The organism is Thermovenabulum gondwanense (assembly GCF_001601575.1).
Classification (GTDB): domain Bacteria; phylum Bacillota; class Thermosediminibacteria; order Thermosediminibacterales; family Thermosediminibacteraceae; genus Thermovenabulum; species Thermovenabulum gondwanense.
The window spans coordinates 15680-32267 of the sequence record NZ_LOHZ01000037.1; the positions used below are offsets into that span (position 1 = coordinate 15680).

19 protein-coding genes are annotated in these 16588 nt (G+C 36.3%); all 19 read left to right on the forward strand.

Going from position 1 to position 16588, the window contains the following annotated elements:
* Positions 1-9: 9 nt before the first annotated feature.
* The 19 genes from grpE to ccpN all read left to right on the forward strand — a co-directional run bounded on the left by grpE (position 10) and on the right by ccpN (position 16588).
* A complete protein-coding gene (gene grpE / locus ATZ99_RS08750) occupies positions 10-561 on the forward strand; it encodes a nucleotide exchange factor GrpE (RefSeq protein ID WP_068748862.1) in 552 nt (183 codons plus the stop codon).
* 17 nt (positions 562-578) lie between these two features.
* Positions 579-2450: a molecular chaperone DnaK gene (gene dnaK / locus ATZ99_RS08755; protein WP_068748863.1), complete on the forward strand. Its 1872-nt coding sequence runs from the start codon at positions 579-581 to the stop codon at positions 2448-2450.
* 46 nt (positions 2451-2496) lie between these two features.
* Entirely contained in the window at positions 2497-3654 is a 1158-nt protein-coding gene (dnaJ, locus tag ATZ99_RS08760) for a molecular chaperone DnaJ (RefSeq protein WP_068748864.1), read from the forward strand.
* Positions 3655-3671: 17 nt separating this feature from the next.
* Positions 3672-4613, forward strand: coding sequence for a 50S ribosomal protein L11 methyltransferase (gene prmA, locus ATZ99_RS08765; RefSeq protein ID WP_068748865.1), 942 nt, complete (start codon positions 3672-3674; stop codon positions 4611-4613).
* Positions 4614-4625: 12 nt separating this feature from the next.
* Entirely contained in the window at positions 4626-5381 is a 756-nt protein-coding gene (locus ATZ99_RS08770; protein ID WP_245641353.1) for an RsmE family RNA methyltransferase, read from the forward strand.
* Between the two features lie 3 nt (positions 5382-5384).
* Positions 5385-6689 carry a tRNA (N(6)-L-threonylcarbamoyladenosine(37)-C(2))-methylthiotransferase MtaB gene (gene mtaB, locus ATZ99_RS08775; protein WP_068748867.1) on the forward strand — a complete coding sequence of 435 codons (1305 nt, stop codon included), beginning with the start codon at positions 5385-5387 and terminating at the stop codon, positions 6687-6689.
* Positions 6690-6778: 89 nt separating this feature from the next.
* Entirely contained in the window at positions 6779-7120 is a 342-nt protein-coding gene (locus ATZ99_RS08780; protein WP_068748868.1) for a histidine triad nucleotide-binding protein, read from the forward strand.
* Positions 7121-7167: 47 nt separating this feature from the next.
* Entirely contained in the window at positions 7168-7344 is a 177-nt protein-coding gene (rpsU, locus tag ATZ99_RS08785; RefSeq protein ID WP_068748869.1) for a 30S ribosomal protein S21, read from the forward strand.
* Between the two features lie 20 nt (positions 7345-7364).
* Positions 7365-7808, forward strand: coding sequence for a GatB/YqeY domain-containing protein (locus ATZ99_RS08790; protein ID WP_068748870.1), 444 nt, complete (start codon positions 7365-7367; stop codon positions 7806-7808).
* Positions 7809-7933: 125 nt separating this feature from the next.
* Positions 7934-8206, forward strand: a complete 273-nt coding sequence (gene yqfC / locus ATZ99_RS08795; RefSeq protein WP_068748871.1) for a sporulation protein YqfC — start codon at positions 7934-7936, stop codon at positions 8204-8206.
* A gap of 20 nt (positions 8207-8226) precedes the next feature.
* Positions 8227-9408 (forward strand): sporulation protein YqfD, encoded by a 1182-nt coding sequence (gene yqfD, locus ATZ99_RS08800; RefSeq protein WP_068748872.1) that lies wholly within the window; start codon positions 8227-8229, stop codon positions 9406-9408.
* A 28-nt stretch (positions 9409-9436) separates the two neighbouring features.
* The gene (locus ATZ99_RS08805; RefSeq protein WP_222927103.1) at positions 9437-10414 is read left to right on the forward strand and encodes a PhoH family protein; all 978 of its coding nucleotides are present in this window, start codon (positions 9437-9439) and stop codon (positions 10412-10414) included.
* A 53-nt stretch (positions 10415-10467) separates the two neighbouring features.
* Entirely contained in the window at positions 10468-12552 is a 2085-nt protein-coding gene (locus ATZ99_RS08810; protein WP_245641354.1) for an HD family phosphohydrolase, read from the forward strand.
* Positions 12512-13003, forward strand: a complete 492-nt coding sequence (gene ybeY / locus ATZ99_RS08815) for an rRNA maturation RNase YbeY (RefSeq protein ID WP_068748875.1) — start codon at positions 12512-12514, stop codon at positions 13001-13003. The genes ATZ99_RS08810 and ybeY overlap by 41 nt, the downstream gene beginning before the upstream one ends.
* A complete protein-coding gene (locus ATZ99_RS08820; protein ID WP_068748876.1) occupies positions 13000-13368 on the forward strand; it encodes a diacylglycerol kinase in 369 nt (122 codons plus the stop codon). The genes ybeY and ATZ99_RS08820 overlap by 4 nt, the downstream gene beginning before the upstream one ends.
* 26 nt (positions 13369-13394) lie before the next feature.
* Complete coding sequence (locus ATZ99_RS08825) at positions 13395-14477, forward strand: DUF3048 domain-containing protein (RefSeq protein ID WP_068748877.1); 1083 nt, start codon at positions 13395-13397, stop codon at positions 14475-14477.
* A 22-nt stretch (positions 14478-14499) separates the two neighbouring features.
* Entirely contained in the window at positions 14500-15246 is a 747-nt protein-coding gene (gene recO / locus ATZ99_RS08830; RefSeq protein WP_068748878.1) for a DNA repair protein RecO, read from the forward strand.
* 14 nt (positions 15247-15260) lie between these two features.
* Positions 15261-15857: a stage II sporulation protein M gene (locus tag ATZ99_RS08835; RefSeq protein WP_068748879.1), complete on the forward strand. Its 597-nt coding sequence runs from the start codon at positions 15261-15263 to the stop codon at positions 15855-15857.
* 98 nt (positions 15858-15955) lie between these two features.
* The gene (gene ccpN, locus ATZ99_RS08840) at positions 15956-16588 is read left to right on the forward strand and encodes a transcriptional regulator CcpN (RefSeq protein WP_068748880.1); all 633 of its coding nucleotides are present in this window, start codon (positions 15956-15958) and stop codon (positions 16586-16588) included.

Below are 16588 nucleotides of genomic sequence, written 5' to 3' on the forward strand. Positions count from 1 at the left end.
GTGGCATTAATGGAAGAAAGGGAAGAAAGAGAAACCATAGATGACAGAGGTTCCGAGGAGAATAAAGGGAAAAATCCAGATGAACAAATTCAAAACGAAAAAGAAAATTTACTTAACCAATTAGAAGAAAAAGAAAAAATAATTCAAGATTATAAAGAAAGATGGCTCAGGGCGCTGGCGGATTATGATAACTTTAGAAAAAGAATGGAAAAAGAAATAAAAGAAGTCAATTTATATGCGGGAGAACAGCTTATAAAGGAAATCCTTCCCATTCTTGATAATTTTGAAAGGGCTTTAAAATCCGCTGAAAATGATTTAAATTCTACCATTGAAGGAATAAAATTGATCTACAATCAATTAAAAAATCTTCTTTCAAAATACGGTGTTGCCGAGATCGAAGCAGAGGGTAAACCTTTTGATCCTTATTACCATGAAGTCGTCATGCAGGTACAGAATCCCGAGTATGACGATAATATAGTTTTGGAAGTTCTTCAAAAAGGTTACACCTTTCATTCAAGGGTAATTAGACCGTGCCTTGTAAAGGTAGTAAAAAATAATTAAATCCGGAGGTGGCATAAATGGGTAGAATAATTGGTATCGACCTTGGAACTACTAACTCTGTAGCTGCTTACATGGAGGGAGGGCAGCCCGTAGTAATCCCGAATGCGGAAGGATCAAGGCTTACACCTTCAGCTGTTGCCTTTACAAAAGACGGGCAAAGATTGGTGGGGCAACTGGCAAAGCGTCAGGCAATTTTGAATCCCGAAAGGACCATACTCTCCATAAAAAGACATATGGGAACCGATTATAAAGTTCACATAGATGGTAAGGCGTATACTCCACAGGAAATTTCTGCAATGATTTTGCAGAAAATAAAACAGGACGCTGAAAGTTATCTCGGAGAAAAGATTACTCAAGCAGTGATAACTGTACCGGCTTATTTTACCGACAGCCAGAGGCAGGCTACGAAAGATGCGGGAAGGATCGCAGGACTTGAGGTATTAAGAATTATAAACGAGCCTACGGCTGCAGCGTTAGCTTATGGACTTGATAAAGGAGAGGACCAAATTATTCTTGTATTTGACTTAGGTGGTGGCACCTTTGATGTTTCTATTTTAGAACTGGGAGATGGGGTATTTGAAGTTAAAGCTACCAGCGGGAACAACAGGCTGGGCGGAGATGATTTTGACCAGAGAATAATTGATTATATAGCCAATGAGTTTTATAAAGAACACGGTATCGACCTGAGAAAGGACAGAATGGCCCTTCAAAGATTGAAGGAAGCTGCTGAAAAGGCAAAGATTGAACTTTCAAGCATGCTTGAAACTACAATTAGCTTACCGTTCATTACGGCAGATGCTTCCGGTCCGAAGCACATAGAAATGACTTTAACACGGGCTAAGTTTGAAGAATTAACAAGGGATCTGGTAGAAGCTACCATGGGGCCGACCCAGCAAGCTTTAAAAGATGCGGGACTTACCCCACAGGACATCGACAAGGTTATACTCGTTGGTGGTTCTACAAGGATTCCGGCTGTTCAGGAGGCTATACGGAGATTTATAGGTAAGGAGCCCTGCAAGGGAGTAAATCCCGATGAAGTTGTTGCTATGGGCGCAGCTATACAAGCGGGTGTCCTTGCGGGTGAGGTAAAGGATATAGTCTTACTTGATGTAACTCCGCTTTCCCTGGGTATTGAAACCCTTGGTGGAGTATTTACGAAAATAATTGAAAGAAATACCACCATTCCGGTATCCAAAAGTCAGATCTTTACCACCGCCGCCGATGGTCAAACAACTGTGGATATCCACGTACTCCAGGGAGAAAGGCCAATGGCTGCCGACAATGTAACCTTGGGAAGGTTCCAGCTTACGGGTATTCCGCCTGCTCCTCGAGGGGTGCCCAGAATAGAGGTAAAGTTCGATATTGATGTAAACGGCATTGTTCACGTCTCAGCAAAAGATTTAGGGACGGGTAAGGAACAAAAAATTACCATTACTTCTACAACAAATCTGAAAGAGGAAGAAATTCAAAGAATGATAAAGGATGCGGAAAGGTTCGCGGAGGAAGATAGAAAGAGGAAGGAAAAGGTTGAGGCCAAAAATCATGCCGATTCACTGATTTATCAATCGGAGAAAATGTTAAACGATTTAAAGGATAAAATAAATAATGAAGAAAGAGAAAAAATACAAAAAGAAATTGAAAATGTAAAAAAAGCTATTGAAAGCGATGATATTGATAAAATAAGAAAGGCAACCGATGACCTTACCAAAGCATTTTATGATATTTCTTCAAGACTGTACAGTCAGGCAGATTCACAAACTCAAACAGGAACGGGTACAAACGCCGGTGGTAGCACCAATTTTGGTTTCAGTGCTGCTAATGATAATAAAAAGGATGAAAAAGTATTTGATGCAGATTACAAATTTGTAAATGATGATGAAAAAAAATAAAAAAGTCAGCCCTTATTAAGGGCTGACTTTTATTGGAGTGATGATTTTGGCTAAGAAGGATTATTACGAAATACTCGGAGTTTCCAGAGATGCAACGGAAGAGGAAATTAAGAAAGCATATAGAAAGCTGGCGCGGCAGTATCATCCGGATGTGAACAAAAGCGAAGATGCTCAGGAGAAGTTCAAAGAAATTAATGAAGCTTATGAAGTGTTAAGCAATCCGGAAAAAAGAGCTCTTTATGATAAATTTGGTCATGCGGGAGTCGATCCAAACTCTGCAGGAGGGTTTGGTCAGGATTTTCATCAAGGCAATTTTGATTTTGGTGATTTTAGAGGTTTTGATTTTGGCAGCGACATTTTTGGAGATATTTTCGAAAGCTTCTTCGGAGGAATGGGCCGCAGGGAAAACAAAGGGCCAGTCAAAGGAGCGGATGTAAGGTACGATCTGGAAATTACTTTAGAGGAAGCTGCTTTTGGTGCTGAAAAAGAAATAGAAATAATCCGAACTGAGACCTGTGTGAAATGTGGTGGGACCGGTGCAAAAGGAAATTCCCTTAGAAACTGCCCCGTATGTAATGGTACCGGTCAAATAAGACATGAAAAAATGACTCCTTTTGGAAGGTATATCAATATTACTACCTGTTCAAGGTGTGGAGGGAGTGGTAAAATAATCGAAGAACCCTGCAACGTATGTGGGGGCAGGGGCTATACCAGGGTGCCGAGAAAGGTCAAGATAAAGATTCCCCAGGGAGTAGATACGGGAGCCAAACTGCGAATAAGTGGAGAAGGTGAACCCGGCATTAGAGGCGGCCCGCCGGGAGATTTATATGTGGTTATTCACGTCAAACCGCACAAACTCTTCGTAAGACAGGGGGATGACCTTATATACGAAACATACATTTCTTTTGTTCAAGCGGCCCTGGGAGACGAAATTGAGATTCCTACGTTGAATGGAAAGGTAAAATTAAGAATACCGGAAGGGACCCAGCCGGATACCAGATTCAGAATTAAAGGGGAAGGAATGCCGCGTTTAAAGGGATATGGTAGAGGCGATCTTCATGTGAAAGTAAATGTGGTTATCCCCAAAAAGTTAAACGAAAAACAAAAAGAACTTTTAAGAAAATTTGCAGAAATAAGCGGAGAAGAACTTGCGAAACATCAGAAAAGTTTCTTTGATAAAATGAAAGACGCTTTTGGTGTTTAATGTTAAGGAGGAAAAGAATGGACTGGATAGAAATTAAAGTGGATACTACCACCGAGGCTGTGGAGTCTATAACGGGAATATTTTACGAAAAAGGCGCTCAGGGCGTAGTTATAGAAGATCCGAAGGATTTTCTACGTCAGAAAGAAGATGGGGATTGGGATTACATGGAGGTCCCCGAAGGTCTGGATTTCGAAAAAGCGGTAGTAACGGCATATTTACCCGAAAAGGAAGGAATCTACGATATAATAAGTGAGATTGAAAACAAAATTAAAAAACTTCCGGAATATGGTTTGAATATTGGAACCGGTAAAATTACGATAAATTCCGTATCCGATACCGACTGGGCGAATGAATGGAAAAAATATTATGATATATTGCATATAGGTAAAAAAATTGTTATAAAACCTTCATGGAAGGAATATTTTAAGAAAGAGGATGAAGTGGTAATAGAATTAGATCCTGGAATGGCTTTCGGCACCGGTACTCATGAAACAACTATAATGTGTTTGGAATTTATAGAAAAATATATAAAGGATGGCTTTCAAGTAATTGATTTTGGATGCGGTTCCGGGATACTCTCCATAGCCCTGGCTAAATTGGGAGCTAACAGGGTATTTGCTATCGACAAAGATGAAGTGGCGGTCAAGGTTACAAAAGAGAATGTAGATAGGAATGGACTGAAAGATATTGTAGAAGTAAAAGTAGGAGATACACTTGATATAGTAAAGGAGACAGTTGATTTAATAGTATCTAATATTATAGCGGATGTAATAATAAAAGTGTCAGATAAGGCGGCATTTTTACTTAAAGAAAAAGGAATATTCATTGCATCCGGAATCGTAAAAGATAAAAAGGAAAGGGTAAAACAAGCAGTAATGGGAAAAGGGTTAATCCTGCTTGAGGAACAGGTAAAGGGAGATTGGGTTGCACTGGTTTTTATGAAAAATACCGATCAGTAAAAGGGGGTTGACATGATGCCCCTGTTTTTTATAAAAGAAACTCCTGTTGCAGGGAAGGTTGTAAAGATTACCGGAGAAGATGCACATCATATTTCAAAAGTATTGAGGTACAAAAAAGGTGATATTATAGAAGTATCTAATGGCATTTCATATTCAGGAGAAGGCATAATAGAGGAGATAGATAATAAAAACAATATAATTAAGGTAAAAATAATTAAAGAAGAAAAGGATGAATCAGGTTTTACGGAGATTACGTTGTTTCAGGCAATACCCAAAGGTCAAAAGTTTGATCTTATTGTTCAAAAAAATGTAGAAATCGGGGTAAAAAGAATAGTACCGGTTTTTACTAAAAGAATTATTCCCAGATATGAAGAAGTAAAAATATCGGATAAAATTGAGAGATGGAATAAAATAGCAATGGAAGCAGCCAAACAGTGCAAAAGAAAGGATATTCCCTTAGTGGAAAAACCTTTAAATTTTCAACAGCTGCAGGAAAAAATCAAAAATTTTGATTTTTTTTTAGTTCCATGGGAAAATGAAAAGAGTTTAACTTTAAAACAAGTAATGAATAACATAAAAAAAGGAGAAGCTCAAAAAATCGCCATATTTATAGGCCCCGAGGGTGGTTTTGATGAAGAGGAAATAAAAAATTGTGTGGAAAAAGGGGCAATACCTTTAACGCTCGGCAAAAGAATATTAAGAACGGAGACGGCAGGCTTTGTGGTAAGTACAATAATGATGTACGAACTTGCAGATTTAGGAGGTTGATGAATGCCAAAAGTTGCCTTTTATACCTTAGGATGCAAGGTAAATCAGGCTGAAACAGAAGCCATGATGGAACTTTTCAGAGAAAAGAATTATAATATAGTAGATTTCGATGAAATCGCCGATATATATGTAATTAACACCTGTGCGGTTACCAATGAAAGTGAAAGGAAATCCCGTCAAATAATAAGGAGGGCCATAAGAAATAACCCCCTTGCAGTGATAGCAGTCGTAGGTTGCTATTCCCAGCTTGCAGCGGAAGAAATAATGAAGATCCAGGGGGTAGATGTGGTAATAGGTACCAGAGACAGAAATAAAATTGTAGAACTGGTTGAAAAAGCACTTTTCGATAATGAAAGGGTAGTCAGAGTTAGTAACATAATGGAAGTTAGATCCTTTGAAGAAATTGCTTTCAGAGGTTTCAGGCAAAAAACAAGGGCTTTTTTAAAAATTCAGGAAGGATGTAATTTATTTTGTTCTTATTGTATTATTCCATACGCCCGGGGTCCTATTAGAAGCAGGAAGATGGAAAGTATTATAAAAGAAGCGCAGGAGCTTGCTAAAGATGGCTTTAAAGAGGTGGTTTTAACCGGAATTCATTTAGGGCTTTACGGGGAAGACTTTAAAAAAGATCCAAATCTTTTAGATGTTGTAAAAGAAATTTCCAAAATACCGGTTATTGAGAGAATACGATTGAGCTCTATAGAAATCTTTGAGATTGACAGGGATTTTATTCAGGAGGTTTCTAAGCTGAAAAACTTCTGCAGACATTTTCATATACCATTGCAGAGCGGTAGTAATGAAATTTTAAAAAAAATGAATAGGCGTTATACAACTGAGGAATTTTTAAATAAAATAGAAATGATACAAGCATATATGCCGGATGTGGCTATCACCACCGATGTTATTACCGGATTTCCTGGAGAAAAAGATGAAAATTTCAAAGAAACATTGGAATTTATTAAAAAGGTGGGATTCAGTAAACTACACGTTTTTAAATTTTCAGCTAAAAAAGGAACCCCTGCTTATGAAATGAAGGAACAAATACCCGAGAGGATAAAAGAAGAAAGGAGCAAGATATTAATAGAATTAAGCCATCAATTGGAAAAAGATTTCAGAGAAAAATTTAAAGGAAAAATACTCAGGGTTTTGTTTGAAGAGGAAACACAAGAAAGTCTATACGAGGGTTTTACGGATAATTATATACGGGTTGCCGCATTTTCCGGGGAAAATCTTCATAATAAAATTTACAGTGTATTGCTTAAAGAAAACGGCGACGAATATATTTTGGGAGAAGTAATTTCCAGATAAAAAATTTTGTTTTAAGCAGGAAATTTATAATTTTTGTGGAATAAAAAAATAATAGCCATGTGATTTTTCTTAAAAGGAGGTGGAAGACTTTGGAATGTATATTTTGTAGAATAATCCGAAAAGAGATTCCCAGCAATATTGTTTATGAAGATGATAACATCATTGCTTTTAAAGATATAAATCCTCAAGCCCCCGTCCATCTCCTTGTGGTTCCTAAAAAGCATATTCCAAATTTACTGGAAGTTGAAGAAAAAGATAGTTTTCTTATATTGGAAATAACAAGAGTAATAAAGGAATTAGCAAAAACATACAATATCGATGATAAAGGATTTAGAGTAGTAATAAACACGGGTGATGAGGGTGGCCAAACGGTACACCATCTCCACTTCCATTTGCTGGGTGGTAGGTTCATGACATGGCCTCCAGGATAATATATGGCCTTTAATTTTTCTCACGTTAAGCGGAGGGAGGGAAGTTCATGACAGAAGTGCGCATTGGTGAAAATGAATCGCTGGACAGTGCATTGAAGCGTTTTAAACGTGAATGCCAGAAAGCCGGTGTTCTCTCTGAGTTAAGGAAAAGAGAGCACTATGAGAAGCCCAGCGTAAGAAGAAAGAAAAAATCTGAAGCAGCACGCCGCAGAAAATTTAAGTAGTTTTTGAGGAGGTATAAAATTTGTCTATAAAGGATGTTTTAACTGAAGACATGAAAAGGGCATTAAAAGAGGGCGAGAAGGAAAAGCTTTCGGTAATAAGGATGGCAAGAGCAGCAATATTAAATGAAGAAAAAAACAGATTGCACGAACTTGATGATGGTGAAGTAATTGAAGTATTGTCGAGAGAAGTAAAAAAACTAAGAGAAAATAAAGAGGAGTATGAACGCCTTAATAGGCCCGATGTAGCAGCACAGTTAGAAAGAGAAATTGACATCCTTTTAAGTTACCTCCCTCAGCAGTTGACCGAGGAAGAAATAGAGGAAATTGCTCGGCAAGTTATTTACGAAACAGGTGCTAATAGCGTCAAAGATATGGGAAGGGTAATGACTGCCATCATGCCCAAGGTAAAAGGTCGGGCAGATGGCAGGGTGGTAAATCAGATTGTTAAAAAATTATTGGAATAAAATTTTGTGAAAGTTATAACCCTGCAGAAAAAAACTGCAGGGTTTTTTAATTCTGTAATTTTCTCTTCACAAAAAGAATAAATTTAGAAAATAAGGAACAAAAATTGGATAAAGAAGGGAAAAGCATGAATTATAACGAGTTTATGGAAAAACTTGCCGATAAGCTGGATTTGCCCAAGGACGTACTTATAAATTTGCCTGTTATAACCCTGACCGGAGACTTAGTATTAAATGTGGAAAATTTTAAAGGAATAGTTAGGTATGAAGAAAATTCGGTAGTTTTGAATAGCACAATTGGCGATATAGAAATTTTAGGAGAAAATCTATTTATAAAATATCTGGTCTCTGATGAAGTAAGAATAGAAGGGAAAATAAAAAAAATAATTATTAAAGATTGATGAATTAAGGGGGATCCCCGGTGATTTTTTTCAAATTATGGAATTGTTTCGGCGGTTATGTTATTATTAAAGCAAAGGGAGAGTACGTGGAAAGGCTGTTAAATCAAGCTTCAGTAAATAACATCTTTCTTTGGGACATTAAAAAGATTAGTGAATTGGAATTAGAGGCTAAAGTAGATGTAAAGAGCTATTTTAAACTGGTAAAATTATCAAAAAAGGTCAAATGCAAAATAATAGTTGTAAAAAAAGCGGGACTTTATTTTTTGTTGTCCAATCTTAAAAAGAGAAAAATTTTTGTACTGGGGATAGCAATTTTTATTTTGTTGATGTACGCCTTGTCTTCTTTTATCTGGGTAGTTCAGGTAAATGTAAATAATGACGAACTTAAACAGAAAATTGAAAAAGACCTTCAGGAATGGGGTTTAAAACCCGGTATAAACAAATACTATATTGACAAAAAATACGTTATTGATAAAATACTTTTAAATTATAATAATATTTCATGGGTGGAAATTTATTTTAAAGGGACAAGAGCTATAGTGGAAATAGTACCCAAGGGACCGGCTCCCTCCCTGAAAGAAAAAAATCCATGTAATATTGTTGCTTCAAAGGATGGCGTGGTTGAGGAAATCCTGGCGTTAAATGGAGAAGCTAAGGTAAAACCTCATGATTTTGTTAGGAAGGGAGATGTGCTTATATCGGGGAATATTAATCTCGGGGAAGGGAAGGGAGCACTTCAGGTTCCCGCTGAAGGTATTGTCAAAGCCAGAGTATGGTATGAACGTTCTATAAAAGTTCCCCTTATTAAGGTTAGAAAGGAATATACCGGCAGGGAAAGAAAAATTTTAAGGTTGCAAGTAAAAGGTAATGAGATGTATATATATTTTAGTAATATGGAGTTTAAAAAATATGAAGAAACTCTTTTAAAGAGAATCACCCTTTTGCCCGAAGCTTTTGGAAATGTAAAATGTGATTTGGTTTTAATTAAAGAATATGATGAAAAAAAAGAATTTCTTGGGGTTGAGCAGGCAAAGAAAGAAGCAAAAGAAGGGCTTGAAAAAGAAATTGAGGAATTGTCAAAAGCCGGAGAAATTGCGAGAAATAATATGGAGTTTTTTCTGGATAATGACAGCAATGCTGTAATCGGAATATTAAATTTAGAGCTTATAGAAGACATAGGGCAAAAGGAAGCTATAAAATAACATGTATAATTTGAGGAGGAATGTTTTTTTGGGTAAAAATTTGGCACAGGCAAGGTTTACCATTGACAATTTTCAAAATATGTTAAGTCTTTTTGGAAACAGGGATGAGAATATTAAATTCATCGAAAAAGAATTTAACGTTAGGGTAGTGACGAGAGATGGGGAAATAACAATTTTAGGCGAAAAAGAAGATGTATTTTCTGCGGAAAAACTTCTATCCAACCTGTTAAATATAATAAAAAGTGGTAATTATATTACCTTTGCTGACATTAAGTACTTTTCAAAACTTGCAAAAGAGGGGCAGGAAGAGAAAATAAAGGACTTGTTTGATGATATAATTTGTGTTACTCACAGAGGAAAATATATAAAACCTAAAACCTTAGGGCAAAAGCTTTATGTTAATGCTATAAAGAAAAATGATATTGTTTTTTGTATAGGGCCTGCGGGTACGGGGAAAACTTATTTAGCAATGGCAATGGCGATTACCGCCTTAAAGGAAAAAGAGGTAGGGAGAATTATATTAACAAGGCCTGCAGTAGAAGCGGGAGAAAAGCTTGGTTTTTTACCGGGTGATTTGCAGGAAAAGGTGGATCCCTATCTCAGGCCTTTATACGATGCATTGTATGATATTATGGGAATAGAGACCTTTCAAAGGTATATGGAAAAAGGCATAATAGAAGTGGCACCTTTGGCTTATATGAGAGGGAGAACTCTCGATGATTCTTTTATAATTCTGGATGAGGCGCAAAATACCACTGCCGAACAAATGAAAATGTTCTTAACCCGATTGGGATTTGGCTCCAAGGCAGTAATCACCGGGGATATTACTCAGGTAGACCTTCCCAAGGGCGTTGATTCAGGTCTGGAGGTTGTGCAGCAAATTCTTAAAGGGATTGAAGGTATTGAGTTTATATATCTTAATGATAGGGATATAGTTAGGCACGAAGTTGTCCAGAGGATAATAAAAGCTTACGAAAAGTATGAGGGGAGTAAAAAGCTTTTATAGGGAGCTGAGATTAAGTGTCTTTGGATTTAAAGCGAGACAATCGCCGGATCATAATGAAAATCAAATTATTGCAGAACAATAAAGCACAGAAAGTTTTATTAGGCTTGATCTTCTTTTTATCGATAACTTCCCTGGTAATTACAAATGCACTACCCAAAAAATACGACTTAAAAGTCGGGGATGTATTGCAGGAGGATATTATAGCAGAAAAAGAAGCGATAGACACTATTGCTACTAAGAAACTTCAGGAGGCTGCAGCGGAATCGGTTCCTCAAAAGTATACCCTGGACCAGACGGTGGTAAAAGAGGTAAAAGCGCAGCTTACGGAACTGTTTGAAAACGTCAGGGAAATACGATCAAAAGATTATTTAGATATTAAAGAAAAGGCAAAAATTTTAAAGGAAAATGTTACTCTTTCATTATCCAATGAATCCTATTTGACCTTTTTAAATATGGATCTCGTGCAATTAAAAGAACTGGAAACTATAACCAAAGCGGTAATAGAAACAGTAATGGATAGCGGTATAAAGGACGATTCGATTGATAGAGCAAAGGCCTTTGTTATAGAAGAATTTAAAAAGGTAAATCTCCCTCAAAATGTAAAATCCCTGGGAATGGAAATTGCAATTAGTGTAATAAAACCAAATATGGTACTTGATAGAGAAGCTACAGAAAAAGGGATCAAAATGGCCATGGAAGCCGTCGAGCCCGTAAAAATATCAAAAGGACAAGTCCTCATTGAAAAGGGGAAACCCGTAACAGCTGAACAATTAGCCCTTCTTAAAGAACTTGGACTTCTGGCCCAGGATAATAGAGTTAACTTAACAATAATATCCGGTATTTCCCTTTTAGTATTAATACTCGAACTGATTCTGGGCTATTATATTTATTTCTATTTCAGAAATTATTATGATAACAATATTGACCTTTTACTGCTAACAATAGTAATTTTTTCTACATTGGCTTTATCGGTTATTTTTAAACATATATCGCCTTTTCTACTTCCATTGGCGGCCGGGGGCATGCTAATTACAGTTTTATTAAACCCTCAGATTGCTCTTGTTTCTTTGTTTATAATGAGCATAATAACGGGAATTTTAATGGGAAATGAATTTTCCTATTCGATGATGAGTGTCCTCGGAGGAATAATAGGGATACTATTTACCTCCAAAATTTCACAAAGGCCGGATTTGACCAAAGCCGGTGGGGTTGTAGGACTGGTAAACTCTCTTGTAATTTTGTGCGTTGGGCTTTTAGATCATCTTCCCTGGATTGAAATAGCAAGAAATGCTTTCTGGGGTATGCTGGCAGGTATACTTTCCTCAATACTGACAGTAGGAACATTACCCTTCTTCGAGAATGCTTTTGGTGTAACCACATCGGTAAGATTGCTGGAACTTTCAAATCCAAATCAACCCTTACTTAGGAAACTTCTCGTTGAAGCGCCGGGAACTTACCACCATTCTATAATCGTGGGGAATTTAGCTGAGGCCGCTGCCGAAGCGGTGGGAGGAGATTCCCTTCTTGCGCGCGTTGGAGCCACCTATCATGATATTGGAAAATTAAAAAGACCTTACTTTTTCATCGAAAATCAATTTGCTCAGGAAAATCCCCATGATAAACTTAACCCATCTTTGAGCGCTTTAATTATAGTTTCGCATATAAAAGATGGATTGGAATTGGCAAAACAATATAAATTACCCAGAATAATAATGGATTTTATAGCCCAGCATCACGGCACCTCTCTTTTGACTTATTTTTATAGCAAGGCGCTTTCTCAGGAAAAGACTACCGAAGAAGTAAGTTTTCGATACGACGGGCCCAAACCGCAAACCAAAGAAATTGCAATAATAATGCTTGCCGATTCGGTAGAAGCAGCCGTACGTTCAATGAATAAACCTACTCCCGGAAAAATCGATGGTCTCATCCGACAGATAATTAAAGAAAAGTTAGCCGATGGTCAGTTAGATGAAAGCAATTTAACCTTAAAAGATTTAGATAAAATTGCCAATGCTTTTTCAAAGGTATTGACGGGAATCTTTCATAATAGAATTGAATATCCTGAAAAGGTAAAGGAATTGGAAAGGAAGGGGAAATATGTCAACGGTGATAATAAACAATCTGCAGGATGCAATTGAAATTGGAGAAGAAACGGAAGAAATTATTAAAAAAGTATTAATGAAGGCATTAGAAATTCATGGGGAGAGCGGCGTAGAAGTAAGCGTGGTGCTGGTAGATAACGAATATATAAGGGAATTAAATAGAATTTACAGGGGAAAAGATGAACCAACGGATGTGCTTTCCTTTGCGATGCGGGAAGGTGAGGATGAGATTGAAGATGAAATAGGAGAAGAACTGGGAGAAAATGAGCTTCTCGGTGATATTGTTATTTCCTGTGAGAAAGCAAAGTCTCAGGCAGAGGAATACGGACATTCGTTTCAGAGAGAAATAGGATATCTTGCGGTGCACGGAATTCTACATCTTTTGGGATATGATCATGAGACGGAAGAAGAAAAGCAGGAAATGAGGTCAAGAGAGGAAGAAGTGCTGTCATCTATCGGTTTGGTTAGAGAGGATAATTTAAAATGAAAAAGTCGAGGAATATATTTGAGAGTTTTTATTACGCCTTCAGCGGATTAATCTTTGCCTTCAGAACTCAGAGGAACATTCGCATTCATTTTTTTATTGCAATATTTGTCATCATTATTTCCCGGTATTTAAAACTTTCAAATTTTGAGCTTTTAGCTGTAATTTTATCTATTACCTTAGTGATAACCGCAGAAATGATAAATACGGCGATTGAGGCTACCATTGATCTTGTTACGAAAAACTATCATCCCCTTGCCCGTATAGCAAAAAATGTAGCCGCGGGTGCAGTTCTTATTACAGCTATAAATGCTATTGTGGTAGCCTTTTTTGTATTTTTCCCCAAAATTCAAAAAATTTTATTTTAATAAAATAATTGCAGGGGAGAATTTATATGTGGTTCAAAAAAACAATATTTTTATTCATTTTGTTTCTCGTTTTGATCGTAATGGTGCTAAGCGCTTGCGGCAGTAACGGTGGAAATTTAAAAAATAATGGTGAAAATAATTCTTTGCCGGCCAATGAGATTCCTCCCGAGAATAACAGAAAAACGCCGGAAGAAAAAATAATTAATCCTTTGACGGGACTTATGGTCCCCAAAGATAAATTATTAAAAAGACCTTTTGCGGTGGTAATTGAAAATGAAAAAAAATCAAGGCCTCAATCGGGTCTTTATAAAGCCGATGTGGTTTATGAAGTACTTGCTGAAGGCGGAATAACCCGTTTTCTTGCTTTGTATTTAAGCTACGATCCTGAAAAAGATTTGGAAATCGGTCCTGTAAGGAGTGCAAGGCCCTACCTTATAGACTTTGCCAAAAATTACGGTGCGGTATTCGTACATTATGGTGGAAGTCCCCAGGCGTATAGCTATTTTAAAGAAGACAAAAAGTTCCCCCATATTGATGGTATTTACGATAATATTACTTTTTATAGGCAGAAAGAAAGACCTGCACCTCACAATGCATATACCTCTATGGATAAAATTGTAAGTACTGCAAACAGGTTAAATTTACATAAAGATGTGGATATTAAACCCTTCGAATTTTCTGACGCAGAGTCGGATATTAATAACGATTTTCAAACTGCAGAAAAGGTTGAAATACCTTACAACAATAGTTATAAAGTCACATATATTTTTGATAAAAATGAAGGGATTTATAGAAGGTTTATGAACGAAAATATTCATGCGGATAAAAATACAAATAATCCTATAACGACCAAGAACCTGTTAATTTTATACATGAATACTAAGGTAATAGATAAAGTAGGACGACTGACAATTGAAACTTACGGTTATGGCAATGGATTTTATGTTTTCAACGGGAAATGTGTTAAGATATTTTGGGAAAGAAAAGAGGATGGGAATTTAAAATTACTTTCCCAGGACAAAAAGAATATCAAATTAAGAAAGGGAAATATCTGGATTCAGGTAGTACCTCAGAATACAAAAATAAAATTTGATAGTAATAACAATTAAATATCAAAAAGGAGTTTATAAAATGGCTCTATACAAAACAAAGGGAGTTGTTTTAAACCATAGAGAGCTTGGAGAATCAGATAAAATATTGACCCTGTATACTTTAGAAAAAGGTAAAATACACGTGGTGGCAAAAGGGGTAAGAAGACCGCGGAACTCATTGATTGCAGGAACTTTAATCTTTTCTCACAGCAATTTTCTGATTGCAGAAGGAAAAAATATGGATATAATTATTCAAGCGGAAGTCATTAATTCTCATTCAAAAATAAGGGCTGATTTAAAAAAGATGGCGTACGGTGCTTATTTCAGCGAGCTATTAAGGATTTCAACCCCTGAAAGAAATAAAAATGAAAAGCTATACCATTTTTTTTTGAAAACCATAAATTTAGTGGAACGATTCGATGAACTGGATGTTTTAGCAAGGTGTTTTGAAGTAAAATTTTTATCTATTCAAGGTTATACACCCAATTTGAGCCAGTGTGTGGTTTGTGGCAGAGAAAAATCTTCCAGGTTTTATCTAAGTTCATTGTTTGGCGGCTTACTTTGCGAAAACTGTTTTGAAAAGGATAAAAACAGTAAAATTTTAAGCAAACAATCTATTTTACTTATATTAACCCTGCTGTATTCTCCTATGGAAAAAGTGCAATTAATTAACATCGATGGCAAAATACTTAAAGAAATGGAAGATGCGCTGATAAATTTTATTTCAAATATATTCGATAAGGACATAAAAACATATAAGTTTTTGGATGCTGTAAGGAAATTGTGAAGAAGGAGGTTAATATGGAACCAATTTTAAATTCGTTTAAAGACAAAAAAGGATACATAATTTTTTCCATTTTACTTTTTACCGCAGGAGCAGCAATTGGATATTTTGCTTTTAAGCAAGATCCGGAATTTATTCTTTCGAATTTAAATAATTTAATGGGAAATATAATTAATATCGGTAAACAAATTATGGGTAAAAAGAAGTTATATGCTATAGGTTTAATATTTCAAAACAATGTAAAAGCACTGCTTTTAATGATGTTTGGCGGGATTTTTTTTGGTATTATTCCGTTAATAGGAATGATTTTTAATGGTTTATTAATAGGAATAATGCTGGCTATGGTTTTTTATGAAGGAAAGACCCTTGCATTTTTTCTTGCGACCTTGCTTCCTCATGGCATATTAGAACTTCCGGTTATAATTTTGGGTGCGTCCTTTGGTTTAAAAACCGGTTTTGAAGTCATTATTCCCAGTAAAAAACAGAACAGAATGGAAAACTTAAAAGAAAATTTAACAAAATCCGTTTTATCTATGGGAATACTGGTTCCTTTACTTTATATAGCTGCTGTAATCGAAACATTGATTACTCCGTATTTTGCAAAATTGTTCTAAACGGACAAATAAGATAAATTTTCCTTTAACTCTTTTATAAATGTGTTATACTAAAAATTAATATTACTGCATAAATATTTGGAAGGGAGTGAAGTTCGATAGAATTAACTCCAAGACAATTACAAATTATTGATATAGTTAAGGAGAACGAGCCCATTACCAGTGAAGAGATTGCTGAAAAACTAAATATTTCCCGCGCGGCTTTGAGACCCGATCTATCAATATTGACCATGGCAGGAATTTTAGAAGCAAGGCCAAGAGTAGGATACTTTTATGCGGGAAAACACACAAAAAACCTCATTGCTGAAAAAATACGGGAGATAAAGGTTAATGATATTAAATCTGTACCCGTTGTCGTGAGAGAAGATGCATCGGTTTACGACGCGATTGTAACATTATTTGTTGAAGATGTAGGGACTTTGTTCGTCGTCCATGAGGACGGAAGCCTTGCCGGGGTTATTTCAAGAAAAGACCTTTTAAAAATTGCCATAGGAAATGCCGATATAAGACAGATTCCTGTAAGTGTGATCATGACAAGAATGCCCAACTTGGTCACGTGTAATCCTGAAGAATCTGCATATGATGCGGCAAGAAAAATAGTGGTTCATCAGGTAGATGCGCTTCCTGTAGTCAAAACGGAAGAAATCAACGGTAAAGTAAAGTATAAAGTGATAGGGCGGATAACAAAGACGATTATTACGAAACTTTTTGTAGAACTGGGTACCATTTGA

Excerpts from the sequence above, each read along its gene's own strand:
- grpE (WP_068748862.1), top strand. The coding sequence starts at position 10 with ATGGAAGAAAGGGAAGAAAGAGAAACCATAGATGACAGAGGTTCCGAG.
- dnaK (WP_068748863.1), top strand. The coding sequence starts at position 579 with ATGGGTAGAATAATTGGTATCGACCTTGGAACTACTAACTCTGTAGCT.
- prmA (WP_068748865.1), top strand. The coding sequence starts at position 3,672 with ATGGACTGGATAGAAATTAAAGTGGATACTACCACCGAGGCTGTGGAG.
- ATZ99_RS08770 (WP_245641353.1), top strand. The coding sequence starts at position 4,626 with ATGATGCCCCTGTTTTTTATAAAAGAAACTCCTGTTGCAGGGAAGGTT.
- mtaB (WP_068748867.1), top strand. The coding sequence starts at position 5,385 with ATGCCAAAAGTTGCCTTTTATACCTTAGGATGCAAGGTAAATCAGGCT.
- rpsU (WP_068748869.1), top strand. The coding sequence starts at position 7,168 with ATGACAGAAGTGCGCATTGGTGAAAATGAATCGCTGGACAGTGCATTG.
- yqfC (WP_068748871.1), top strand. The coding sequence starts at position 7,934 with ATGAATTATAACGAGTTTATGGAAAAACTTGCCGATAAGCTGGATTTG.
- ATZ99_RS08810 (WP_245641354.1), top strand. The coding sequence starts at position 10,468 with ATGAAAATCAAATTATTGCAGAACAATAAAGCACAGAAAGTTTTATTA.
- ybeY (WP_068748875.1), top strand. The coding sequence starts at position 12,512 with ATGTCAACGGTGATAATAAACAATCTGCAGGATGCAATTGAAATTGGA.
- ATZ99_RS08820 (WP_068748876.1), top strand. The coding sequence starts at position 13,000 with ATGAAAAAGTCGAGGAATATATTTGAGAGTTTTTATTACGCCTTCAGC.
- ATZ99_RS08825 (WP_068748877.1), top strand. The coding sequence starts at position 13,395 with ATGTGGTTCAAAAAAACAATATTTTTATTCATTTTGTTTCTCGTTTTG.
- recO (WP_068748878.1), top strand. The coding sequence starts at position 14,500 with ATGGCTCTATACAAAACAAAGGGAGTTGTTTTAAACCATAGAGAGCTT.
- ATZ99_RS08835 (WP_068748879.1), top strand. The coding sequence starts at position 15,261 with ATGGAACCAATTTTAAATTCGTTTAAAGACAAAAAAGGATACATAATT.